This window comes from Janthinobacterium sp. NFX145, from assembly GCF_049810325.1.
Classification (GTDB): Bacteria; Pseudomonadota; Gammaproteobacteria; order Burkholderiales; family Burkholderiaceae_D; genus Janthinobacterium; species Janthinobacterium rivuli.
The window spans coordinates 3977421-4000334 of sequence record NZ_CP187360.1 but is presented as its reverse complement, the minus strand read 5'-3'; the positions used below and the strand labels follow the sequence as shown (position 1 = coordinate 4000334).

The 22914-nt window shown below is 62.4% G+C and carries 18 protein-coding genes; 4 read left to right on the top strand and 14 right to left on the bottom strand.

Annotated elements, in window-relative coordinates; translation table 11 throughout:
• Positions 1-144 precede the first annotated feature (144 nt).
• A complete protein-coding gene (locus ACPJXG_RS17845; RefSeq protein ID WP_099402532.1) occupies positions 145-954 on the top strand; it encodes an SDR family NAD(P)-dependent oxidoreductase in 810 nt (269 codons plus the stop codon).
• Here the strand turns inward: ACPJXG_RS17845 and ACPJXG_RS17840 are convergent.
• The 11 genes from ACPJXG_RS17840 to ACPJXG_RS17790 all read right to left on the bottom strand — a co-directional run bounded on the left by ACPJXG_RS17840 (position 951) and on the right by ACPJXG_RS17790 (position 16137).
• Positions 951-2237, bottom strand: a complete 1287-nt coding sequence (locus ACPJXG_RS17840; RefSeq protein ID WP_035817551.1) for an O-acetylhomoserine aminocarboxypropyltransferase/cysteine synthase family protein — start codon at positions 2235-2237, stop codon at positions 951-953. The genes ACPJXG_RS17845 and ACPJXG_RS17840 overlap by 4 nt on opposite strands.
• A 93-nt stretch (positions 2238-2330) precedes the next feature.
• Positions 2331-3242 carry a carbohydrate kinase family protein gene (locus ACPJXG_RS17835; RefSeq protein WP_425251868.1) on the bottom strand — a complete coding sequence of 304 codons (912 nt, stop codon included), beginning with the start codon at positions 3240-3242 and terminating at the stop codon, positions 2331-2333.
• The gene (locus ACPJXG_RS17830; RefSeq protein WP_425251867.1) at positions 3239-4918 is read right to left on the bottom strand and encodes an alpha-amylase family glycosyl hydrolase; all 1680 of its coding nucleotides are present in this window, start codon (positions 4916-4918) and stop codon (positions 3239-3241) included. The genes ACPJXG_RS17835 and ACPJXG_RS17830 overlap by 4 nt, the downstream gene beginning before the upstream one ends.
• The gene (malG, locus tag ACPJXG_RS17825) at positions 4876-5766 is read right to left on the bottom strand and encodes a maltose ABC transporter permease MalG (RefSeq protein ID WP_034757081.1); all 891 of its coding nucleotides are present in this window, start codon (positions 5764-5766) and stop codon (positions 4876-4878) included. The genes ACPJXG_RS17830 and malG overlap by 43 nt, the downstream gene beginning before the upstream one ends.
• Before the next feature lie 9 nt (positions 5767-5775).
• A complete protein-coding gene (malF, locus tag ACPJXG_RS17820; RefSeq protein ID WP_099402470.1) occupies positions 5776-7287 on the bottom strand; it encodes a maltose ABC transporter permease MalF in 1512 nt (503 codons plus the stop codon).
• Positions 7288-7415: 128 nt separating this feature from the next.
• Positions 7416-8636 (bottom strand): maltose/maltodextrin ABC transporter substrate-binding protein MalE, encoded by a 1221-nt coding sequence (gene malE, locus ACPJXG_RS17815; RefSeq protein ID WP_051991836.1) that lies wholly within the window; start codon positions 8634-8636, stop codon positions 7416-7418.
• A gap of 109 nt (positions 8637-8745) precedes the next feature.
• Entirely contained in the window at positions 8746-9831 is a 1086-nt protein-coding gene (locus ACPJXG_RS17810) for an ABC transporter ATP-binding protein (protein WP_225240784.1), read from the bottom strand.
• Between the two features lie 84 nt (positions 9832-9915).
• On the bottom strand, positions 9916-11553 hold the full coding sequence (locus ACPJXG_RS17805; RefSeq protein WP_425251866.1) for an alpha-amylase family glycosyl hydrolase: 1638 nt from the start codon (positions 11551-11553) through the stop codon (positions 9916-9918).
• Positions 11554-11836: 283 nt separating this feature from the next.
• Positions 11837-12850 carry a substrate-binding domain-containing protein gene (locus tag ACPJXG_RS17800; protein WP_278318512.1) on the bottom strand — a complete coding sequence of 338 codons (1014 nt, stop codon included), beginning with the start codon at positions 12848-12850 and terminating at the stop codon, positions 11837-11839.
• Between the two features lie 291 nt (positions 12851-13141).
• The gene (locus ACPJXG_RS17795) at positions 13142-14362 is read right to left on the bottom strand and encodes a maltoporin (RefSeq protein WP_425251865.1); all 1221 of its coding nucleotides are present in this window, start codon (positions 14360-14362) and stop codon (positions 13142-13144) included.
• 218 nt (positions 14363-14580) lie between these two features.
• Complete coding sequence (locus ACPJXG_RS17790; protein WP_425251864.1) at positions 14581-16137, bottom strand: MFS transporter; 1557 nt, start codon at positions 16135-16137, stop codon at positions 14581-14583.
• Positions 16138-16252: 115 nt separating this feature from the next.
• Here ACPJXG_RS17790 and ACPJXG_RS17785 point away from each other — a divergent pair, with 115 nt between their 5' ends.
• From ACPJXG_RS17785 to ACPJXG_RS17775, 3 genes are all read left to right on the top strand, one after another.
• Positions 16253-17179 carry a LysR family transcriptional regulator gene (locus ACPJXG_RS17785; RefSeq protein WP_425251863.1) on the top strand — a complete coding sequence of 309 codons (927 nt, stop codon included), beginning with the start codon at positions 16253-16255 and terminating at the stop codon, positions 17177-17179.
• Positions 17180-17491: 312 nt separating this feature from the next.
• Positions 17492-18613, top strand: coding sequence for a patatin-like phospholipase family protein (locus tag ACPJXG_RS17780; RefSeq protein WP_425251862.1), 1122 nt, complete (start codon positions 17492-17494; stop codon positions 18611-18613).
• Between the two features lie 85 nt (positions 18614-18698).
• Complete coding sequence (locus ACPJXG_RS17775; protein WP_425251861.1) at positions 18699-20345, top strand: methyl-accepting chemotaxis protein; 1647 nt, start codon at positions 18699-18701, stop codon at positions 20343-20345.
• Between the two features lie 608 nt (positions 20346-20953).
• Here ACPJXG_RS17775 and ACPJXG_RS17770 read toward each other — a convergent pair.
• From ACPJXG_RS17770 to ACPJXG_RS17760, 3 genes are all read right to left on the bottom strand, one after another.
• On the bottom strand, positions 20954-21358 hold the full coding sequence (locus tag ACPJXG_RS17770) for a hypothetical protein (protein WP_035817575.1): 405 nt from the start codon (positions 21356-21358) through the stop codon (positions 20954-20956).
• Positions 21359-21467: 109 nt separating this feature from the next.
• Entirely contained in the window at positions 21468-21992 is a 525-nt protein-coding gene (locus ACPJXG_RS17765; RefSeq protein WP_161784133.1) for an HAD family hydrolase, read from the bottom strand.
• Between the two features lie 115 nt (positions 21993-22107).
• Entirely contained in the window at positions 22108-22899 is a 792-nt protein-coding gene (locus tag ACPJXG_RS17760) for a hypothetical protein (RefSeq protein ID WP_425251860.1), read from the bottom strand.
• Between the last annotated feature and the right edge of the window lie 15 nt (positions 22900-22914).

The window sequence follows — 22914 nt, the reverse complement described above, 5'->3', positions numbered from 1 at the left end:
TGTAAAAATAATGGTTGACATCATACATGATGTTCGTCATGTTTCAACACATTAAACATGATGACCGTCATATTTAATGTGTTGAAGCATGATGGCTGTCATGTTTGATGGCCTCAACCACCCCATACTGAAGAAGGAATGATCATGAATGCAGTTACTACCCAAGGCACGGCCCTCATCACCGGTGCCTCGTCCGGCCTGGGCGCCGTGTATGCGGACCGCCTGGCCGCGCGCGGCTTCGATTTGATCCTCGTGGCGCGCCGGGTCGAGCGCCTGGGCACCCTGGCTGCCTCGCTGGCGGAAAAATATGGCGTGGCCGTGCGCGCCATGGCGGCCGATCTGGCCGCACCGGCCGATCTGCAGCGCGTGGCCGAAGAACTGGCCGGCAACCCTGCCATCACCATGCTGGTCAATAACGCGGGTGTCTCGACCCTGGGCGTCGTCGTGGACGCGCCGCGCGAGGGCATTGCGGCGATGGACCAGGTCAACGTGGCGGCGCTGGCACAACTGACGTACGCCGTGCTGCCGCAATTCAAGCAGCGCAACAGCGGCACCATCATTAACATCGGTTCCGTGCTGTCCTTCCATATCCTGCCTGTCAGCACGATCTACAGCGCCACCAAGGGCTATGTGATGAATTTCACGCGGGGCTTGCAGCAGGAACTGGCCGGCACGGGCATCACGGTGCAGCTGGTGCTGCCCGCGTCGACGGCGACGGAGATCTGGGAATTGAGCGGCGTGCCGCTGGCACAGCTGGACCAGGCCACCATCATGCGCGCGGAAGATTGCGTCGATGCGGCGCTGGCGGGCCTGGACCAGGGCGAGCTGGTGACCTTGCCTTCGGTGGAAGACCAGGCCTTGTGGGAGCAGTTCGATGCGGCCCGCCTGGCCCTGTTCGCGGGCGCGATGCGCGGCAAGCCGGCATCGCGCTATGGGGTCAAAGCCAGCGCTTAAGCGGCGTTGAGCGCCTGTTCCAGGTCTTCGCGCAAGTCGTCGATATGCTCGATGCCGACGGACAGGCGCAGCATGTCTTCGGACACGCCCGCCTTGGCCAGTTCCTCGGGATTGAGCTGGCGGTGCGTGGTGGACGCGGGATGCGTGGCCAGCGACTTGGCGTCGCCGATGTTGACGAGGCGCGTAAACAGCTGCAAGGCGTCGAGCACGCGGGCGCCAGCCGCGCGCGGATCCTCGCCGGCCGCCAGCTTCAGGCCGAAGGACAGGATGCCCGAGGCGCGGCCACCCATGTATTTTTTCACCAGCGCGTGGTCCGGGTGGTCTTCCAGGCCCGCGTAATTGACCCACGCGACTTTCGGATGCTGTTTCAGGTGCTTTGCCAGGGCCAGCGTGTTGTCGCAGATGCGGTCCATGCGCAGGGCCAAGGTCTCGATGCCCTGGATCAGCTGGAAGGCGGAGAGGGGCGAAATCGCCGCACCCATGTTGCGCAGCGGGACGACGCGCGCGCGGCCGATGAAGGCGGCGGGGCCGAACGCTTCCGTGTAGACGACGCCGTGATACGACACGTCCGGTTCGTTCAGGCGCTTGAAGCGCTCCTTGTGATCAAACCACGGAAATTTGCCGCTGTCGACGATGGCGCCGCCCACGGTGGTGCCGTGGCCGCCCAGGTATTTGGTCAGCGAATGGACGACGATATCGGCGCCATGCTCGATCGGGCGGAACAGATAGGGGCTGGGTACCGTGTTGTCGACGATCAGCGGGATGCCGTGCGCATGCGCGATCTCGGCCAGTTTCGCCACATCGGTGACATTGCCCAGCGGGTTGCCGATCGATTCGCAGAAGATGGCCTTGGTGCGCGCATCGATCAGGGCTGCGAAGGTCTCGGGCTGGCGCGCGTCGGCGAAGCGCACTTCGATGCCGATCTGCGGCAGGGTGTGTGCAAACAGGTTGTAGGTGCCGCCATATAGCTGGCTGGCGGAGATGAAGTTGTCGCCCGCTTCGGCAATCGTCTGGATCGCATAGGTGATGGCCGCCATGCCCGAGGCCACGGCCAGCGCGGCCACGCCGCCTTCCAGCGCCGCGACGCGCTTTTCCAGCACGTCCTGCGTGGGGTTCATGATGCGCGTATAGATATTGCCTGCCACCTTGAGGTCGAACAGGTCGGCGCCATGCTGGGCATTGTCGAAGGCGTAGGCCACCGTCTGGTAAATGGGGACGGCGGCGGCCTTGGTGGTCGGGTCGGGGGTGTAGCCGGCGTGCACGGCCAGGGTTTCGATTCTCATGAGGTCTCCGGTTTCAATAGTCTGCGTGGTGAAATCCGCAGCCATTGTGCCATGCGCCCCTTAGCTCGATGCTACGCTTGATAGAATATTAAGTCATAAACTAGTGCGGTCTTGATATAAGTCATTCAGATCTGCCAGCCCGATGAAGCGTTCATGCGTGCCGTTCTGCGCGCAGGCAAACGCGCCGCCGATGGCGCCACGGCGCATGGCCGCGTCGATGCCCGAACCATCGAGCCAGGCGCGCAAAAACGCCGCCACGAAGGAATCGCCGGCACCGTTCGTATCCACCACGGGCAGCGTCAAGCCTGCCGTCGGATAGTGATGCACGGACGCGCCGTCCCGTTCCAGTAGGTAGGCGCCGTGCGCGCCCGCCATGGCGATGACGGCTTGCGCGCGGCCTTCCGCGATAATCGCGCGCATGACGTCGTCCCGGCGCTCGCCCAGTGCCGCCGTGCTGAGAAACACCAGGTCGGCGCGCAGCGCAAAGACCTTGTGGTGCGGGTTGACGCCATCCCAGTCGTGCAAATCGGTCGACACCGTCGTGCCGCACACCAGCGCATCGTCGAACAGTTCGGCCACCCAGCCCATGATGGAAAAGTGCGCGTGGCGCGCCGGACCCAGGTAGGGTAGATAGAAGGCGGCCGGCATGCGCACGTCTTCCGGATGACGGCCGTCGTACAACGACAGCCGGCGCCCTTGCGGGTCGACCAGGTTGACGCTGCGCCGCGTGCCCGAGGGTTCGACGATGTGCGAAAAATCGAGCCTGGCTTCCTTGTAGCGCTGCAGGATGGCTGCGCCTTGCGCGTCGTCGCCGATGAAGTCGATGAACTTGCAGCGCAAGCCCAGCGCGTGGCAACCGAGCGCCACGCCATTGCCCGTGTGCGCCACGTAGTCGCGGATGGGCGGCACGTGCAGCGAATCGGCGACGGGCAGTTGCAGGTCGGGGACGCGCACGATCGTGTCGATGCCGGCGCCGCCGACCACTAAGATGTCATAGGTACTCATGGTGCAGCCTTTTCTAACAGGACGGTGCCGGCCGCGTTCACCGCGACGGCACCATCTTTGACGATACAGGTTTGATTGGTATAGGCGTCGCGTAGCAGGGTGCCGTCGGCGAAAACACCGTGAACTTTCAGTTCGAGTGTGCCTTGCGCCTCGGGCACGGCGATGACGGCGTCGCCATCCATCACGCGGGCGAACGCATACGGCTTGTCGTTGATGAACCGGTGTTCGCCGCGCGCCAGGGCAGGGTGGCGCAGCCGGAACTGGCCCAGCTTGCGTGCATGGGCCAGGGTGGCCGCATCGAGCGTGTTCCAGTTCATGTCGGAGCGCGTCGCCTGCTGTTCGTCGCCGACGGGCGCCGCGCCAGGCTGGCGCGCGCTTTCATCGCCATAAAACAGCTGCACGCCGCCCGGCGCCAGCAGCAGGGCGGACAAGCCATGCTTCAGTTGCTCGCGCGGGAACAGGCTGGTGTCGTGCGACGAGATATACGACAGGATGTCGTAGCGGGGGCCCGGGCCCTTGCCCAGCAAGCCCGCGTACTGGCGGTACACGCCATCGATGCTTTTCCAGTCGCCGCCAGCGCGATGCTGGAAATCGAAATTGATCATCGAGTCGAAGCCCGCGTCATGCCAGCTGCTGCGCTCGGGGCCATGGCCCCACGCTTCGCCCGTCATCCAGAACGGTGCGTCGTCGATTTTCTGTTCTGGATGACGCGTTTTCCAATCTTTCAAGGCATCGGTGGCCGCCGCGCGCAGGGCCAGCCAGCTGGCAGGCTCCACGTGCTTGACGGTGTCGGCCCTGAAACCGTCGACGCCGAATTCGCGCACCCAGTCTGCCAGCCAGTGCACCAGGTAGCCGCGCACGGTGGTGTCGGGCAGGGCCACGGCGCGCGTGTCGGCTTTGTGTTGCAGGATGGGCGGCAAGCCCACGGCCTTGCCGCTTTCCGTGCGGAAGTCGGGCAGGTAGGCCAGCTGCATCGTGAAATCGTCCTTGCCGCCGTCCGGGTAGCCGGGCAAGCCCGCGCGCACCCACTCCGGGCCCCACCACTGCGCGAATGCGAAGTTGTTGTAGTCGATAAAGCTGTGATAATCGCGCAGGTTGGCCTTTTCATGGCCGGGCCACAGCACGGGCACCTTGTACTCGGCCAGGGTGCGCACGTCCGCGTAGCCGGGGTGATTGAGCACCACGTCGAACAGCACGCGGATGCCTTGCGCGTGGGCCGTGTTGATCATCTCGCGCAATTCTTCGCGCGTGCCCATGTTGGCGTCCATCGTCGTGTAGTCGAGCGCCCAGTAGCCGTGGTAGGCGTAGTGCTGGAATTGCTGCTTGCCGCCCACTACCCAGCCGTGGATCTGCTCGTACGGCGCCGTGATCCACAGGGCGTTGACGCCCAGGTCTTGAAAATAGCCGGCTTTCAGTTGCTGCGTGATGCCGGCGATGTCGCCGCCGTGAAAGCTGCCGACATCGCCGCCTTGCGGGTCGGCGGCGCGGCCATAACTGTGGTCGTTGCCGGGATTGCCGTTGGCGAAACGGTCCGTCACGGCGAAGTAGACAATCGGATTCTCGGCAAAGCTCCCTGCCTGCGCCGAAGCGCACAACAGCAGGGCGGCCAGCGTAGTCAGGGTGCGCCGCATGGTCAGCCTTTCACGCCGCCAGCCGTCAGGCCGGAGATCATCCATTTTTGCGCCAGCAGGAACACGGCCGTGATGGGCAAGCCGGACAAGATGGCTGCCGCGGCGAAGTCGCCCCACAGGTATTTTTGCTCGTACAGGAACAGCTTGGAGCCGACGGCCAGGGTCAGGTTGTTCTGTTCATGCAGCAGCACGGAAGCGATCGGGTACTCGATGATGGCGCCGATGAAGGACAACAAAAACACCACCATCAGGATGGGCACCGTCATCGGCAGCAGCACGTAGACGAAGGCCTGCCATTGCGTGGCGCCGTCGACCTTGGCCGCTTCCTCGATCTCGATGGGGATGGTTTGATAGTAGCCCTTGATGGTCCAGATATGCAGGGCGATGCCGCCCGTGTAGGCCAGCACCAGGCTGCCGTGGTGGTCGATACCCAGCCATGGCACGTAGCTGCCCAGTACGTCGAAGATGGCGTAGATGGCCACCAGGGCCAGCACGGCGGGGAACATCTGCAGCAGCATCAGTGCGGACAGGGTCTGCGACTTGAAGCGGAACTGCATGCGCGCGAACGCATAGGCGCAGGTGGTCGACAGCAGCACGGTGACGGTGGCGCTCATGCTGGCCACCTTGATGGAATTCCATAGCCACAGCAGCACGGGGAAATCCGGTTCGACCAGGGCGCCGTTGGGCGCCTGGTAGGACATGCCCAGCGCCAAACGCCAGTGCTCGAAGCTGATCTCGGGCGGTATCAGACTGCCCGAGGCGAAGTTGCCGGGCCGCAGCGAGATCGACAAGATCATCAGGAAGGGGAACATCACCAGCGCGATCAGCGCGATCACGGCGACGTGGGCCGCCAGGATGCGCCAGCGGTTGGAACGGTCGACAACGATAGCCATGGCTGTCCTTTATGCTTTGTTCATGCGCGTCAGGCGCATGTTGACCAGCGAAATCGCGGCCACGAGGAAGAAGATCAGGGTCGAGATGGCGGCGGCCAGGCCAAAGTTCTGGCCGGAATCCTCGAACGCGATGCGGTAGGTGTAGGACACAAGCAAGTCCGTCGTGCCGGCCGGCAGGGTGGTGTCGAGGAAATCGGGACGCCCGCCCGTCAGCAAGCTGATCAGCACGAAATTGTTGAAATTGAAACCCAGGCTGGCTACCATCAGCGGCGTGAGTGGCTTGATGATCAGGGGCAGGGTGATCTTGAAGAAATTCGTCAGCGGTCCCGCGCCGGCCAGGGCCGACGCTTCATACAGGTCTGACGGGATAGCCTTGATCAAGCCCATGCACACCACCATCATGTAGGGGTAGCCGAGCCAGGTGTTGACGATCAAAATCATGGCCTTGGCCAGGGTGGTGTCCGAGAACCAGGCGGGTTTGATGCCGAACAGGGCGTCTAGCACGAGGTTGATTTCGCCAAAGTTATTGTTGAACAAGCCCTTGAAGACGAGGATGGAAATGAAGCCCGGCACGGCGTACGGCAGGAACAGCAGGGTACGGTACAGGCCGCGGAAGCGCAGCGCATCCCAGTTCAACAGAACAGCCAATACCATGCCCAAGCCCGTCGTGGTGGCCACGCTGATCAGGGCGAAAACGATGGTCCACACGAAAATGCGCAGGAAGGGGCCGCGGAACGCTTCATCGGAGAAAATCTTGACGAAGTTGGCGAAGCCGACGTTGACCTTGAAGCCCGGTTCCAGTTTAGTGCCGTCCGGCATTTCATAAAAGCCCGTCTTGAAGTTCGGCGTGACCAGTTCGCCCGTGGCGATCTTCTTCAGGGTCTTGTCCGGCAGTTGCTTGTAGACGTGCGCGACGGGACCGAATTCGCGCAAGCCCACCATGCGCAGCTCGATCTTGTTCGGCAGCACGAGGGTGAGCAGTTTCAAATCTTTTTGCAGGGCGATGATGTCCTTGATGCCCAGCGGCGCGGCCAGCACGGGCGCCTGCACGGGATCGATCGGCGCCACTTCCACGTTCAGGGGCACGGCGCGCTTGAGGGCCAGCGGCTGCGTCAAGAGCACTTCGCCCGTGTCCGGGCTTTCCAGGCGCAAGCGGTATTCTTTATTGTCGGCATGCACGGTCATGGCATAGCCGGCGCTTTCCACCCGCTGCGTCTCGTCCAGCAAATATTGCGTGGCCCGTTCATAGGTGAGCAGGTTGCGCGAACTGAAATTGGTAAAGCCGATCGACACCGTGTACACCATCGGCAGCAGCACGAAGACGATCACCGCCGTGATGCCGGGAAACAGATAACGGTAGGCATAGGCGCGCGGCGACGTGAAGACGAACGTCGTCAGGGTCAGCAAGCCGAGGAAGACGGCGGCCAGCATGGTCTGGCCGGAAATGTACAACATGAAGAGCAGATACAGACCCAGCGCCATGCTGATGGTCAATACCGTAGGGCCGATAAACTTGCGCACGATGGATACCTGTAATGATACGTAGGTCGGATTAGGCCCAAAGGGCCGTAATCCGACAACATTGTTGGCGGCACATGTCGGATTACGCGCTACACGCTAATCCGACCTACGCTCAAACAAAATATGGCTTAATTGGCGGTCGTAATCCGCTTCGCCGCCGCATCCAGGCCATCCTTGGTCGTCTGGCGGCCTTGCGTGATGTTTTCAAGCGCCGATTGCATCGACGACCAGAAGCGGCCCATTTCCGGGTTGTTCGGCATTGGACGGCCAGCTTGCGCGCTTTCCATCGTCGCCTGGATGTTCGGATTGGCTTTCAATTCCGCGAACAGCACTTTATTAGCTGGCGTGCCCAGCGGGACATCGGCGTTGATGGTTTTCAGGCCATTGAGCTGCAGCATCTGGTTTTCCAGGAATTCCGTCGCCAGGTCCTTGTTCGGGCTGGCTTTCGAAATCATCGCGCCCAGCACGCCCACGAATGGGGTGGCCGTCTTGCCTGCCACGGTAGGAATCGTTGCCACGCCGAAGTTGATCTTCGACTTGCGCGCGTTGTCCCACGACCATGGGCCGTTGATCATCATGGCGATCTTGCCCTGGTTGAAGCCAGCTTCCATTTCCGCGTAGCCGGCGCCTTTCGGCATGGCGCCGCTGTTGATCAGGGTCATCAGCGCATTCACGCCCGCCTGCGAGCCGGCATTGTTTACGCCCGTTTTCGCTGCATCGTAGCGGCCGTCGGACTTGACTTCAAACGGGAAGCCGCCGCCCGCGCCCAGCAATGGCCACGTGAAATAGGTGTTCGTGTAATCCCACAGGATGGCTTTCTTGCCTTGCGCGGACAGTTTCTTGTCCAGCGCGGCGATTTCCTCGAAGGTTTTTGGCGGCGTCGGCACCAGGTCCTTGTTGTAGACGAGGGCGACGGCTTCGATGGAGATCGGGTAGCCCCAGGTCTTGCCGCTCACCGTAAAGGCGTTCCAGGCCAGCGGCAGGATGGCGGCGCGCGCTTCTTTGCTTGGTGTCAATGGTTGCAGCAAGCCGGCGTCAATCCAGGTGCCGATGCGGTCATGCGGCCAGATCCAGATGTCCGGGCCCTTGCCTGCGGCCGCTGCTTGCTGGAATTTGTTTGGCGCATCTTCAGGATGCTCGACGACGACCTTGATGCCCGTCTTCTTGGTAAATTCTTCGCCGACCTTGGCCAGGCCCTTGTAGCCTTTGTCGCCATTGATCCAGATCAGCAGGGTGCCTGCTTCGGCCGCGTTCGCCATGCTGACGGCGGCCAGGTTGCCGATGCCGGCCAGGGCGGCGGCGATCAGGGTGGTTTTGATGAAGCTGCGTTTCGGGTGCGTGAAGGACATGTCAATCTCCAGTATCTTTTTTTATGCTAAGTTTATGTTGAGTATCTAGGCTGAAATGATGCAACCAGGCCAGGCGGCGCCTGTAGCGCCTGGCCCCTTAAATTTGGAATCAGGTACGGGTCTGGCCGTGCTCGTCGAACACGTGGACGCGGGCGGGCGCCACTTGCAGCGCCACGGACTGGCCAATTGCCCAGTCCGTTTCCGCATCGGCGCGCACCACCAGCGGTTCGTCGCCGCCTGCTACCTGCACATACAGATAGCTGATGTCGCCCAGTTTTTCCACCGCCTGCACGGTGGCCGTGATGGCGGCTGTGGCGCCGGGCGCGCACGCTTGCACATGCTCGGGACGCGCGCCGACGGTGACGGGGGTACCGCTGGCCAATGGCTGCGTCAACACGGCCTGCAGCATGCCGCCCGCGTTGGTGGCGATGGTGGCCACGCCGTCGGCATAGCTGTGGATCTTGCCTTTAAGGAAGTTCATGCGGGGCGAACCAAGGAAGCCGGCCACGAACAGGTTGGCCGGATGGTGGTACAGCTCGAGCGGCGCACCCACCTGTTCGATGCGGCCCGCGTTGAGCACGACGATGCGGTCGGCCAGGGTCATCGCTTCGACCTGGTCATGCGTGACGTAAATCATGGTCGAGCGCAATTCGCGGTGCAAATTCGCCAGTTCGATGCGCATCTGCACGCGCAGCGAGGCGTCCAGGTTGGACAGCGGTTCGTCGAACAGGAAAACGTCGGGTTTGCGCACGATGGCGCGGCCGATGGCCACGCGCTGGCGCTGGCCGCCCGACAAGTCTTTTGGTTTGCGTTCCAGCAAAGGTTCGATGCGCAGGATTTGCGCGGCGCGCTGCACGGCGTCGGCGATCTGCACCTTGTTCATGCCGGCCAGTTTCAGGCCGAAGGCCATGTTCTGCGCCACGCTCATGTGCGGGTACAGGGCGTAGCTCTGGAAGACCATGGCGATGCCCCGCTTGGCGGGCGGCACGTCGTTCATGCGCGTCTTGCCAATATACAAGTCGCCGCCGCTGATTTCTTCCAGGCCGCAGATGCTGCGCAGCAAGGTAGATTTGCCGCAACCCGACGGGCCCACGAAGACCATGAATTCGCCGTCGGCGATCTCCAGGTCGATGCCGTGCAAGGTTTGCACGTCGCCATATGCCTTCTTCAGGCCTGTTAACTTCAGTCCAGCCATGTCGTCCTCATCATCTCAATTTGGCCCCGCTGATGCGCGGGGCTCGTTATTGTAATTGGCGGCATGGCCGCCAAAGCCTGCGATTTACGCCAGGGTGCCGAACCAGCCGCCATGCGCGGGCAGGGTGATCTGCTGGCCATCTTTGCTACCTGGCAAGCCGTGACCGGCCAGGTCGGCCGCCGGCGCCGCGTCTGGCCAGGCGAAGGTGACGGCTTGCGTGCCCAGGTTGAAGGCAGCCAGGACGGACGGTTGGCCGGGCAGGTCGCGGCGCAGGGCCAGCACGGGTTCGGGCGCATGGAAGAAACTGATGTCGCCGCGCAGCAATTGCGGCAGGGTGCGGCGCCAGGCGAGGATGTTCTGCGCAAAGCGCAGCGCCGAGGCACTGTCGTGTTCTTCCACGTCGACAGCGCGCGCCAGATGCTCGGGCGCCACGGGCAACCAGGGTTTTGCCGAACTGAAGCCGCCGTGCGGCGCGTCAGATACCCATGGCATCGGCGTGCGGCAGCCGTCGCGGCCCTTGAACTGGGGCCAGAACGGAATGCCGTACGGGTCTTGCAGCGCTTCGAAAGGAATGTCCGCTTCCGTCAGGGCCAGCTCGTCGCCCTGGTACAGGCACGGCGTGCCTTTCAGCGCGGCCTGCACGGCCAGCACCACCTTGGCCAGCGACGGCGACGGGTTTTCGCCGCCCCAGCGCGTCATGACGCGCACGCTGTCGTGGTTGCCCACGGACCAGGAAGCCCAGCCGTCGGCCACTTGCGCTTCGAATTCTTCCACTTGCGTGCGGATGTGCGCGGCGGAAAACTCTGCCGTCAGCAAGTTGAAACTGTAAGCCATGTGCAGCTTGTCGGCGCCCGTGTAGGCCGCCATGGTGGCCAGCGCATTGTCGTCGCCCACTTCGCCGATGGAAATGGCCTGGTATTCATCGAGCACGGCGCGCACGCGCTGCAGGTAGGCGATGTTTTCCGGCTGCGTCTTGTCGTACACGTGGGCCTGCATGCCATACGGGTTGATGGCCGACACGCTGCTCGCATCGCGTTGCGCGGCTGGCGGATTGTCGCGCAGCAATTGATCGTGATACGGGAAGTTGCAGGAATCGAAGCGGAAACCGTCGACGCCGCGTTCCAGCCAGAAACGCAGATTGTCCAGCTGCGCCTGCTGCACGGCCGGATTGTGGAAATTCAGGTCGGGCTGGCTGACGAGGAAATCATGCAGGTAGTACTGGCCTCGGCGCGGCTCCCATTGCCAGGCCGAACCGCCGAACACGGACAGCCAGTTGTTTGGCGCCGTGCCGTCCGGTTTCTGGTCGGCCCACACATACCAGTCGGCCTTGGGATTGTCGCGGCTGGAGCGGCTTTCCACGAACCATGGGTGGACGTCGGACGAGTGCGACAGCACCTGGTCGATCATTACTTTCAAGCCCAGTTCATGGGCGCGCGCCACCAGGCGGTCGAAGTCGGCCAAAGTACCAAACATGGGATCGACGTCGCAGAAATCGGCCACGTCATAGCCGAAGTCTTTCATCGGCGACGTGAAGAAGGGCGAGATCCACACGATGTCGGCGCCCAGGGCGGCGATGTATGCGAGCTTGGAGGTAATGCCGGGCAAGTCGCCGATGCCGTCGCCATTGCTGTCGAGGAAGCTGCGTGGATACACCTGGTAGATGACGGCGCTGCGCCACCAGTCGGCGGGCAGGTGGGCGAGATTGTTCTGGATGGTCGGCATGAATGATTTCTTAAAAGTTGCCTGTAGCCTTGGCTATCAGGGCGGCGCTGCTGGTTGGTAGGCGAACGTCTTATTTTAAAATTCAAAGCGCTTTGGGTATGAAATGAGTATAGTTCAAAGCGCTTTGAAAAGTAAAGCGATACACGCGCCAGACATACGATTTTTTTATGAGGGTGATTCAGGAGGGCAAAACAGAGCGGAAGAGGGCGTTTTACGAAACCCCAAGCGGAGGCTGGGGTCGGACCCTGAGGGTCCGACCCCAGTAGTTTGCTCTAGGGGTAAATCAGGCGCGTATTACCGGTCCCGCCGACTCCCCCGGCAACAGTTCGCACGGCCACAGTTCCTGCAGGTCGGTGACGGGCGTGCCGTCCATCAGGGCCAGCAGCATATGGATCATCTTCGCGCCGGCGCCGCGCGGGTCGGGCTGGACGACGGTGGTGACGTTGTGGCCGGCCAGGGAATCTTCCATCACGCCCCAGACAATCAGCGACATCTCGCTGCCGATGGCGATGCCCGCGTCGAGCAGGGCGCGCACGGCGCCCACGCCCGACATGTGATTGTCGACGATGACGGCAGTGGGACGGGGCGAGCGGGCCAGCAGGCGCTGCATGGCCTGGTAGCCGGCGCGGCGGTCATGGGCGTTGTCGACCAGGTTGTCCGGGTCGACGGGCAGTCCGCCCGCCTGCATGGCGTGCTGGAAACTGTCGACGCGCTGGCGCACGAAGTTCAGGTCCGGCGTGGCGCTGATGAGGCCAATGCGCTGGTGGCCCAGCTGCGCCAGGCGCTCGACGGCCAGGCGCATGCCGGCCTCGTTGTCATAGTCGAACCACGCGTGCGGCTGGTTCAGCTGCGTGCGGCCGTGCGCGACAAACGGCATGCCCTGTTGCGCCAGGTAGGCGATGCGCTCGTCGAACGGCTTTGTACGGCCGACGATCAGGCCATCGATGCGGCGGCCCTTGACCATGCGTTCATACGTGTGGAATTCATTGGTGGCGGAAGCGGGCGCGATCATCATGTCCATCTGCTGCGCTTCCAGCGCTTCCGACATGCCGCCGACGATCTCGATGAACATGGGGTCGGCCAGGTCGTTCGGCATCAGCGGGTAGATGATGCCGACGATATTCGTGCGCCCGACGGCCAGACTGCGCGCCATGGGATTGGGACGGTAGCCAGCCGCCTGCGCGGCGGCCAGCACCCGCTCGCGAGTGCGTTCGCTCACTTCCGGATAGCCATTCAAGGCGCGGCTGACGGTGGTTTCGGATATTCCTAGCGTTTTGGCGAGATTTTTGAGGTTCATGGATGCTGCGTCTGGGGTGGATCGGGAGCGATGCAGAGTAGTTTATCTGATAAATGCCGGAATGATCAGGGGGATGACCGGCGGCGGCAGCGCCCAAAAAAATACGCGGGCAAACCCAGGGGCGCCCGCGCTAAAAGAGGATACTGCTGAATCACTACATTGAAGCTGCCGGCCATCGCGTGCAGCGGCGAAATGGTGGGTCCGGTTAAAGCATGCCCCCAGGAAGGCGGGCGGTGTTGCTGCCAGTGGCAAGCATCTACGGATGCTTGCCAATGTTTTAGATGCCTGCGATTACCACCAGCTTTCCACTTGGAAACCAACCGAGCTGCCGTTGGTCTTGCCACCAAACACGCCCGTCGACGACAGCGCGGTTTCCGCCGCGGCGGCCGACTGGGCTGCCTTGTTCCATTTGGCGTAGGTGTAGAAGGCGCGCAGCACGGGGCGCGACCAGAAGCTGTTGCCGGCCGACAGTTGCGGGGCAATCGTCAGCTTGGTCAGGTTGCGGCTCTCGCCGCCTTCCGGCTTGACGATGTCGTGGCCCAGTTCCACGGCCAGGCTGTAGTTGTCCGTGAAGTGGTAGACGGGGCGCGCGCCGATCGATGTCCACTTGCTGCTGACGCCCGCCGTTTCCTTGTCTTCATAGACGAAGGTGCCCATGCCCGACCAGGCGCCTTTGGGCTGGATCATGATCTGTTCCGTCAGGCGCACGACCTTGTCATCCTTGCCGGCGCCCAGGCTAAAGCCGCCCGTGTTGGCGGCGCTACCTTTGCCGTACTGCAATGCCACCTTGTTGAAGCCGCCCAGCAGATTGCCTTGCGTATGCATGATGGTCAGCAAGTGGCCGCTGGCGATGGGGGCCGCGCCTTGCGCGTTGCGTTTCTGGTTGAATTGCAGGCCCAGGGTCAGTTCGCCGTCCGGGTTAACCTTGATGCCGGAGAAGCGCAGGTCGTGGGACAGGCCCATGCGATTGCTGTCGCCGTCGTCGGCCGTGCGCACGATGGCGTAGGCCAGTTTGGCGGCGCCCAGGTCGATGTTTTCCAGGCCGGCGCCAGGGCCGCTATTATTCCAGAAGTAGTAATCGGTGATGTGCACGTCCTGGCGGTCGTAGTAGCGCTTGCCGACCCAGGCGCGCGCTTCGGCGAAGGCGCCCGTGCCGATCTTGTCGGCGACGACGTTCATTTCGCGCCACGACGGGTCCGATTGTTCCCAGTCCTGGTTCTGGTTGACGGAGAAGGCCACCAGGGTATTGATGCGGAAAGTGGTGCCGTTGGCCGCCTTGAAGGCTTCGCCGCCGAATTTCAGCTCGCCGTAGGTTTCGCACTCATTGCCCAGACGATACTTGGACGAGGCGCCGGCCAGGCCGAAACACGCTTCCTTGCCGCCTTCGCTGCTGGTGCCGAAGCCCGAGCGGATGTAGCCGCCGAAATCGATCGGCAGGGCGGCCTGGGCGGCCGAAGCGCTCAAGGCCAACGCCACGGCGGCAGGCAAAGTTTTCAAGAAATGTTTGTTCATTGCGTCTCCAGTGTTTTTATAGGTGTGGGATCGGTGCGCATAACTTCGCACAACCAAAGCGCTTTAGTTATGTTTCAAAGCGCTTTGAGTATAGTTCAAAGCGCTTTGATCAGTAAACTAGTTTTATTCCTTGAAACTTTTGAGGTGTTGCGGAGAAACATCAGGGGAGGAAGGGCGGCACGTGAGCCGCCCGGTCTTGCAGGGGAGATGCTAGCGGGTCAGTTTGTCGTCTTGCTGGCGGACGCGGTGGCAATATGTTCGGTAGCACCGGCCGGATGACGCAGGAATGTCAGGATCAGCAGTGCCGACGCCGTCGTGATGCTGGCCAGCACATACAGCAAATGGCGGAAGGCGGCACCATACGCTTGCGCCAGTTCGCCGGCGCCGGCCTGCGGCAACAGGGTAGCTGCATGGTGCAGCTCGCCCAGTGCCAGGAAGGGGCCGGCGTGCGCCGCCTGTTCCGCGCCGATGCCGGTACCGCCCAGCGCCGCGACGGTGAACGTGCCCAGCAGCGCGCTGACGATGGCCAGCGCCAGGCCTTCGCCCGCCACGCGCGTCGTATTGAAGATGCCGGCCGCCATGCCGGCCCGCTCGACGGGCACGACGCTGATGGCCAGACCATCCATCAAGCCCCACGGGAGGCTGATGCCGCAGCCGATCAGCAGCAGCGGCCCGATCAAGGTGGCGGGCGGCTGGCCCGGCGCGCAGGTCGATAGCCACAGCAAGCCGCCCGCCGCCAGCAGCAGGCCGCTGGCGCAAATGTGCGCGGCGGCGATGCGTTGCGCCGCCATGCCGGCCAGTACCGGCAGCACCAGCATGGGCGCGGACAGGGCGATCATCATGCGTCCCGCCTCCAGCGCACTGTAGCCTTCGATGCCGATGAAGCGGGCCGGCAGCAGCACCAGCAGCACGACGAAGGAAAACGCGGGCGCGGCGGCCAGCAGTTGCACGCCGGCAAAGGCGGGCAGGCGGAACAGGGTCAAGTCCAGCATGGGCCGCGCCGCGCGCCGCTCCACGCGGATGAAAACGGCCAGCAGCAAGGCCGCGCCACCGAGCAGCGCCAGGCTGGCGGCGCTGCCCCAGCCACTGTCGGGCGCCTGCAGCAAGCCATAGGTAAACAGGGACAGCGCACCGGTAAACGTCAGGGCGCCGGGCCAGTCGACGCCTTGCGCCTGCGGGTCGCGCGTTTCGCGCATGGCGTGCGTGGCGGCCAGCAGGGCGGCCAGGCCGGCTGCGGCCGTGGCGATAAAAATGGCGCGCCAGCCCGTGCGGGTGATCAAGGTGCCTGCCAGGAAGGGGCCGAAGGCCAGGCCCACGCCGAAGGCCGTGCCGATCAGGCTGAAGGCGCGCGCGCGGGCAGGGCCGTCGAATTCCTGTGCCAGGGCCGCCAGTCCGCTCGACAGGGCCATGGCGCAACCGAGGCCCTGGACGGCGCGCAGCACGTCGAGCCACACAATGCCGGGCGCGGCCGCCAGCGCCAGCGCGGCGGCGGAAAACACGGCCATGCCCAGCAAGAACACGCGCTTGCGGCCATAGCGGTCGGCCAGCGCGCCGGCCACCATCAGGCAGCCGCCAAAGCTGAGCATGAAGGCATTCGTGATCCACGCCAGCGCCAGCGGCGTGCCGTGCAGGTCGGCGGCGATGGCGGGAATGGCGATGGCCGGTCCCGTAAAACTGAGCGGCATGCATAGCGCAGCCAGGCTGACGGCGGCCAGCACCAGCGTGCGTCGTGCTGCCGCTGGTTCCGGGGCTTGCGCGGAAAGATTCGTATCCATGGGGATGATTCCAGAAAGAGGGAATCTGATGATAATATGGACGCAATCCATGAAAAAGTGGCTGAAAATCCACTCATAACGGACAAATATTCCTTAATCAAGATGGCGAGACGGCATGGGTAATCTGAACGGCATTGCTGCCTTCGTGCGCGCGGCGGAAACTTCCAGTTATGTGGCGGCCGGCCGGCTGCTCGGGGTGTCGGCCTCGGCCGTGGGCAAGAGCGTGGCGCGGTTGGAAGAAAAGCTGGGCGTGCGCCTGCTCAACCGCAGCACGCGGCGCATCAGCCTAAGCAACGAGGGCGCGCTGTTTTACGAGCGCTGCCAGCGCATCCTGGCCGACCTCGGTGATGCCGAGGCGGAACTATCGCACCTGGCCGAGGCGCCGCGCGGCAAGCTCAAGGTCAGCCTGCCCGTGATCGGCTACCGCATCATCCTGCCCCTGCTGGCCGAGTTTACCCGTCTGTATCCGGAGATCGAGCTCGACCTTGATTTCAACGACCGCCTGGTCGACGTGGTGGCCGAAGGCGTCGACGTGGCCGTGCGCAGCGGTACGCTCACCGATTCGCGGCTGATGGCGCGCGAACTAGGACCGTTTGCCTTTGCCATCGTCGGCTCGCCCGCGTATTTCGCCCGCCATGGCGTGCCGGCCACGCCGCGCGCGCTGGAAGGGCACGCTTGCGTGCGCTATAAATTTCCCACCACGGGCAAGCTGCAGGAATGGGCGTTGCAGCGCGCCGGGGGCGACAACGGCGGCGAGTTGCGCTTGCCGACCGCCTTGACCTGCAACAATATTGAAGCCTTGATCGGCGCCGCCACGCAGGGCGTGGGCCTTGCTTATTTACCTGACTTTATCGTGCGCGACGCCATCGGACGGGGTGAGCTGCAAGCCGTGCTGGCCGACTATTTGTCGTACTCGAGCAAGTTCTGGGTGCTGTGGCCGTCAAGCCGCCACCTGTCGCCCAAGATTCGCGTCTTTGTTGACCATTTGTGTACCCACCTGCATTTCTCCTCGGCACCTTCCATCCCTGCATCATCCCTCTGATGCCCCTGGCCGCCGCGCTGGCGGCTGCTTGGGGAATATTCCTACCCCAACGCGATTATTCCTAGCAGCGCCGAATTTATATTTGCTGCGCCGCATCAAGCCATGCCGCACGGCATCAACTTATGCCCTTTCTGAATACCGGTCATTCGTTATGGAAATTGCCATAAGGAATTTATTTATGTTAATTTCATATCTGTTTCCGCAACATTGCATCGGCTCGCCGCTTGCGGGGACATGAGCAGGATTAGGCGCCATAAGCGTGTAGTAACCAACAATTAGGGGTAATCACCCCATTCCGTTCAGGGAGTGTGCATGAAGACAGCCACGACGACGCCGCCGGATGCGGCGCCAGCCGCGCCAGCGAAACCGGCCCGCAAAACGGGTCTGCTGCTGGGTGGCGGCGCACCAAATTCCACTTTGATCGCCGGCGCCCTGGCCGCGTTCCTCGACGAAGGCATCGAGTTCGACGTCATTTCCGCCTCGGGCGCCGGTGTGTTGATGGGTTTGCTTTACACGACGCCGCATGAAGCCACGCCGCGCCAGGCCTTGCAAAGCTGGGCCGATACGGGCGTGGCCGACAGCATCTACAAGATGATTCCGATCAACTACAAGGTCTTCCAGAAGCCGGGCATGCATGCGAGCACTTTCCGCGACGCCTTCCAGCCGCCGGCCAACAATCCTTTTTTTCAGGCATTTCAGCAAACGTTTGCGGGCGTGCCCACAGCCTGGTCGGACTGGGGGAAATTGATGGTGTCATCGCTGTCGCCATCGGACCTGTCGGCGAAAAGCCTGGGCCTGTGCGCGCACTTGCCCTTCCTGGAAAAAGCCGTGGATTTTTCGGGCGTGGCGCGCATGCGCCCCGATTTTTACATCAATGCCTACAACCTCAGCGAGCACCGCATGCAAATCTGGGGCAAGCACGAGATCGAGCCGATCCACGTGCGCGCCGCGCTGTCGTTTCCCTTCCTGTATGCACCGACGACCATCGCGGGCGACGATTACATCGAAGGCGCGGCCCTCGACACGCTCAATTTCGACCCATTTATCGAAGGCAAGGGCGAGCACCATGACGCCGACACCCTGGTCATCCTCGACATCCTCGGCGACGAGCGCTTGCTGCGCAAGCCGCGCAACCTGTACGACGCCTGGGTGCGCTCCATCATCACGCCGCTGGTGAAAATTTCCAAAAGCGAGCTGCGCCTGTTCGAACTCGAGCACAACACGGATGCGCGCACGGGCCAGCCCAAGCGACGTTTGCTGAAGCTCGACCTGATGGGCGGCATCCCGGAGCAGCACTGGCCCGACACCCTGGACTGGTCGAGCTCGAACATGCAGCTGCTGTTCGACGTAGGCCACAAGGCGGGCCTGGCGTTTTGCCGCCAGCATGGCGACTTGCTGCGCCGCGCGCCCGACGCCGCACCGCTGGCGGCCTAGCCGCCTGCAAGCGATCCCGGCCACCTGATCGGCAGCTCTTATCCCGCCTGGCCTTGCCAGGCCACACTTTTTACTGTGACACACCATGAATATCACCAAGCAATTAATTCTGACCCTCACCATCGCCTTGCTGGCCCTGCTATTGCTGGGCGCCGGCGGCGCCATCCAGCTGCAGCGCGCCCAGGAGCGTTTTGACACCGTGCAAAACCGCATCATTCCCAGTATCCAGGGCTTGAATGCGGCCAAGGGTTTCCTGGCCGATTCGCGTCTGGCCGGCTACCGCCTGTCCGTGTTCTCTAACCTGTCTGACAAGACGGCGCTGGACAAGGCCGTGGCCGACGCCAACACGAATTTCGACAAGGTCATCGCCACCTACCGCGCCGAGCGCCTGTACGACGCGACAGACAGCAAGATGCTCGACGCCGACCAGGCCGCCATGGAAGCCTACCGCCGCGCGCTGGCGCCATTCTTTGCCGCCGCCTACGCGGGCGATATGGATGGCGTGCGCGCCACCTTGCTGGCCGGCACGCCGCTGGCCATCACGGCCGCCGCCGCCAAGAAAAGCATGGATGACCATATCGCCTACAACAACAAGCTGGTCGATGACGTGAAGGCCGAAAGCCTGGCCGCCTACGACACGGCGTTCAACACCATGCTGGCCGTGCTGGGCGTGGCCGTGCTGCTGACGGGTGCGCTGGCCTGGCATATCTACCGCACCATCAGCGGCGGCCTGGGCAATATCGAACACACGCTGGAGCGCGTCAGCGCCTCGCTGGACCTGTCCGCCGCCATGCCCGTCGAACGCATGGATGAAGTGGGCCGCACGGCCACGGCCTTCAACAAATTCCTGGAACGCATCGTCGGCGTGATCGCCACCGTGCGCACCTCGGCCGATACGGTCAGCGTGGCGGCCGCGCAGATTTCTGCCGGCAATGCGGACTTGTCCGTGCGCACCGAGCAGCAGGCGTCGTCGCTGGAAGAAACGGCGTCGAGCCTGGAAGAGCTGACCTCGGCCGTGCGCCAGAACACGGACAATGCGCGCCAAGCGAACGCGCTGGCCGTGTCGGCCTCGGACGTGGCCCGCAAAGGCGGCGCCGTGGTGGCGCAAGTGGTGGGCACGATGGGTTCGATCAACGAATCGGCGAAGAAGATCGCCGACATTATCGGCGTGATCGACGGCATTGCCTTCCAAACCAACATTTTGGCGTTGAATGCGGCCGTCGAAGCGGCCCGCGCAGGCGAGCAGGGCAGGGGCTTCGCCGTGGTCGCCACCGAAGTGCGCAACCTGGCGCAGCGCTCGGCGGCGGCCGCCAAGGAAATCAAGGGCTTGATCGAGGATTCCGTCGATAAAGTCAACACGGGCAGCGTGCTGGTCGACCAGGCTGGCGCGACGATGGAAGAAATCGTCGCCAGCATCTTGCGCGTGACAGACATCATGGGCGACATCGCCAACGCCAGCCACGAACAAAGCGCCGGCATCGAGCAAGTGAACCAGGCCATTTCGCAAATGGACCAGGTCACCCAGCAAAACGCGGCCCTGGTGGAAGAGGCGGCCGCGGCAGCCTCCTCGCTGCAAGACCGCGCCATCGAGCTGGTCGACGTGGTGGCCGTGTTCCGCCTGCGCGGCGATACCCAAGGGAAAGCGTTGAAAGTGGCGGGCGGCTTGCCGGCCCCGGCAACAACCGCCGCCAGCCGGCGCCTGGCGTTGCCGGGTCGCAGCGCCCGCGCTTAAACCTTGTGACTGCCCCGGTACGCCGGGGTTTTTCTTTGGTGCTGGCGTCGTCGGATGGGGGCGTTGAGTTTTGCAGCTATGGCGAGTGGCAGTAAAGTTGTTCGGGCTGGCGGGGCGGAGGGAGGGGCACCGCTCGGCTTCTCGCCAGTCAGGATGTCTGCTTCATTGTCGGGCGCGTGAGTCCGCTTTCGCCCCATAGTAGCCATTCCTCAGCAACTAAGAGACTAGCTTCGCTTTCGCTCCGTGAGATTTGAGATTGTGACCACGACATTTCTCGATTTTCGGTTGACCCGTGCAGTACTGATTACCACAGCGTCAGCTGGCTTTTCTGCGGCGATGTATAGCTCAAAAATTCGGTCGTCACCATCGAAAACCGTTCCAAGCGTTAGATTTTTTGCCCACTCCTCGGGCATTGGTTCGTATCCGTCGAGCGCAGTACGAGTCGCCACTCGGGCGATCGCCTGCAGCTCGTCCAATTCCTTCGGCGCTATCGATATGCCTGAAATTCGTTTCATTGTTGACCTTACGTTTCACACGGACTGGAATGAAGGGCCGCTTTTGGCCGGTTACAGTCATTGGCAACTTCCGCGCCGTTGCTTACCTTGCCCTTAATCGCTGTGCGCAACGTTAAGCATGAGTTCTTCGGCGAAAGGCTTCCGGTGTGCTTCGAAATACGAAACCCAGAAAGACATCACGGTATTTGTCGCCGCTAGATTTGCTGCAAGCCGATATACTTCGCGCCCGTTGTCGGCCTCATGCAAGACCTCGCGACTGCCTACCCAGCCATTTCCGCTTACGTTGACTGTACGCTCTTTGCCAAGCATTTCCTCAGGTGACGCAGGCTGGCCGTTTGCTTGTCCCCCAACCTCCATGATGTGCACATCGACTGTCCAGTCGGCGCCCCATGCAGACCACAAGCCATTGTCATTCCGCTCATGGTATGCAGGCGGTAGCCTTACGACCCAGCCGCCCCACAGATCAACTGTCCCGCCGTTCTCAAGTAAGGTCGCCATTTATCCGTGCCGAAATAAGTTTGTTAGGTGACGACTGCATTAACGCTAAATGTCCGCTCCTGGCCGTTTGCCGTCGTTGGCAGGTTGCGCCCCATTGCGGACATTCCCATTAAGCGGTAGCTGACTGGATTCCCGCCATTGCCTTGACGCGTTCGATAACGCCAAGAAGCTCATTATCAAGCGGATCGCCTGTGAAAGCGGGCAGGCAGAGATGTCGCGTCGGCTGCCGTTGAATCTTTTCGGGGCTGTCGTCGATCATAATGATCTCGTCTGCCGCATACCCGTACTTCAACGCTTTGCGCAGGTCCTTGATGTACACATAACCGTTACTTTTTGCATCGACCTTCTGAACACACTTCGAAATCGCCCATGAAAATGCAACCGGAAACGAAGTGCCGAACAGCTGGCTTGTGACCGTCTCGACGTAACGTTCACTTGATGAGGACCAGACCGCGATCTCGAAGTGCGATGCGCAAAACCTGATCAGTTCGGCTGCAAACGGCCGTACGTAGACAAAGTACGGCCCAATTTGAAAAGCGTGAGGGCAAGGTAAAACGACCTCGGTTGCGTGCACCAGAGTTTCGTCTAAGTCAAAAACGATCAGTCGAACTTGCGCCATATTCCTGTCTTTCATTGTCTGCTTTTGGCCGAAAGCGGAACTCCCCGAGAGCATGTCTACCTCGGCCTCCTGTGCCAAACATTATTGTTTTGTGCCTGACTTCAAGGCGCGCTCCAGTGAGGCAGCCGGATTAATCCACTGCATCGCTGAGCAGCGCATCCATCAGGGAAAAAACGTGACCGCATCCGGCGCAACATGCGCTGCCAAACAGGAAAGGTAAGCGAAACGCGATGTCATCCAGCAATGGCAAAGCGTCCGTTTGCGCTTGCAACCAGGCAAAGGCGGCAAGGTGGGGTGAATTGTCGGCAGGGCCGGCAATCACCAGCAGCGTTTTCGCTGCTGGCGTAAAGACGGGATCCTCGGCGGCGACCGACAGCCCTTGCGCTACCGGCCAGACATAGAGCTCTGCGCCGCAGGCAGGACATGCCAGGCAGAACTCCTCGTTGGTAAAGCCGCTCAGCACTCGCGCCACGCCGGCAAATCCAGCGAATGAAGCGGCGGCCTTAAGCATGTAGATGCCAGTCACCGTGTCCTCGACCTGCCGCAGGTCGGAGCTTGCCATGGCGAGCGCGGCCGGGACTGCGGCATGAAAAGCCGCGACATAAGGGGATGCCTTCAATTCCTCGTCGAGGCCGGCGCTTTCATGAATCGACGCCGCCAGCGACAGCACGCCGGCGCGCAGGTCCGGCGATGTCACCGCCGCCGCCAGGGAAACCAAGTGCGGGAATGTGGCGACCGACGCCGGATAAATCGATCCCTGGTGACAAATATGGCCATACAAATCGTCCAGGGCCTCGGCGTCTCCTCGCCGCAGGTCTTGCAGCATCGCGGGAATTTTTTCAGCGCCGCCGTAACCATCCGTCAGACTTGCCCAAGCGGCAGAACGCAGATCGAGTGGTGTCGTTTCAGTGTGTTTTTCCATTGCATTAACTTAAGC

Coding starts and splice junctions, on each gene's coding strand:
- ACPJXG_RS17845 (WP_099402532.1), top strand. CDS start 145: ATGAATGCAGTTACTACCCAAGGCACGGCCCTCATCACCGGTGCCTCG.
- ACPJXG_RS17840 (WP_035817551.1), bottom strand. CDS start 2,237: ATGAGAATCGAAACCCTGGCCGTGCACGCCGGCTACACCCCCGACCCG.
- ACPJXG_RS17835 (WP_425251868.1), bottom strand. CDS start 3,242: ATGAGTACCTATGACATCTTAGTGGTCGGCGGCGCCGGCATCGACACG.
- ACPJXG_RS17830 (WP_425251867.1), bottom strand. CDS start 4,918: ATGGATGATCTCCGGCCTGACGGCTGGCGGCGTGAAAGGCTGACCATG.
- malG (WP_034757081.1), bottom strand. CDS start 5,766: ATGGCTATCGTTGTCGACCGTTCCAACCGCTGGCGCATCCTGGCGGCC.
- malE (WP_051991836.1), bottom strand. CDS start 8,636: ATGTCCTTCACGCACCCGAAACGCAGCTTCATCAAAACCACCCTGATC.
- ACPJXG_RS17810 (WP_225240784.1), bottom strand. CDS start 9,831: ATGGCTGGACTGAAGTTAACAGGCCTGAAGAAGGCATATGGCGACGTG.
- ACPJXG_RS17805 (WP_425251866.1), bottom strand. CDS start 11,553: ATGCCGACCATCCAGAACAATCTCGCCCACCTGCCCGCCGACTGGTGG.
- ACPJXG_RS17800 (WP_278318512.1), bottom strand. CDS start 12,850: ATGAACCTCAAAAATCTCGCCAAAACGCTAGGAATATCCGAAACCACC.
- ACPJXG_RS17795 (WP_425251865.1), bottom strand. CDS start 14,362: ATGAACAAACATTTCTTGAAAACTTTGCCTGCCGCCGTGGCGTTGGCC.
- ACPJXG_RS17790 (WP_425251864.1), bottom strand. CDS start 16,137: ATGGATACGAATCTTTCCGCGCAAGCCCCGGAACCAGCGGCAGCACGA.
- ACPJXG_RS17785 (WP_425251863.1), top strand. CDS start 16,253: ATGGGTAATCTGAACGGCATTGCTGCCTTCGTGCGCGCGGCGGAAACT.
- ACPJXG_RS17780 (WP_425251862.1), top strand. CDS start 17,492: ATGAAGACAGCCACGACGACGCCGCCGGATGCGGCGCCAGCCGCGCCA.
- ACPJXG_RS17775 (WP_425251861.1), top strand. CDS start 18,699: ATGAATATCACCAAGCAATTAATTCTGACCCTCACCATCGCCTTGCTG.
- ACPJXG_RS17770 (WP_035817575.1), bottom strand. CDS start 21,358: ATGGCGACCTTACTTGAGAACGGCGGGACAGTTGATCTGTGGGGCGGC.
- ACPJXG_RS17765 (WP_161784133.1), bottom strand. CDS start 21,992: ATGAAAGACAGGAATATGGCGCAAGTTCGACTGATCGTTTTTGACTTA.
- ACPJXG_RS17760 (WP_425251860.1), bottom strand. CDS start 22,899: ATGGAAAAACACACTGAAACGACACCACTCGATCTGCGTTCTGCCGCT.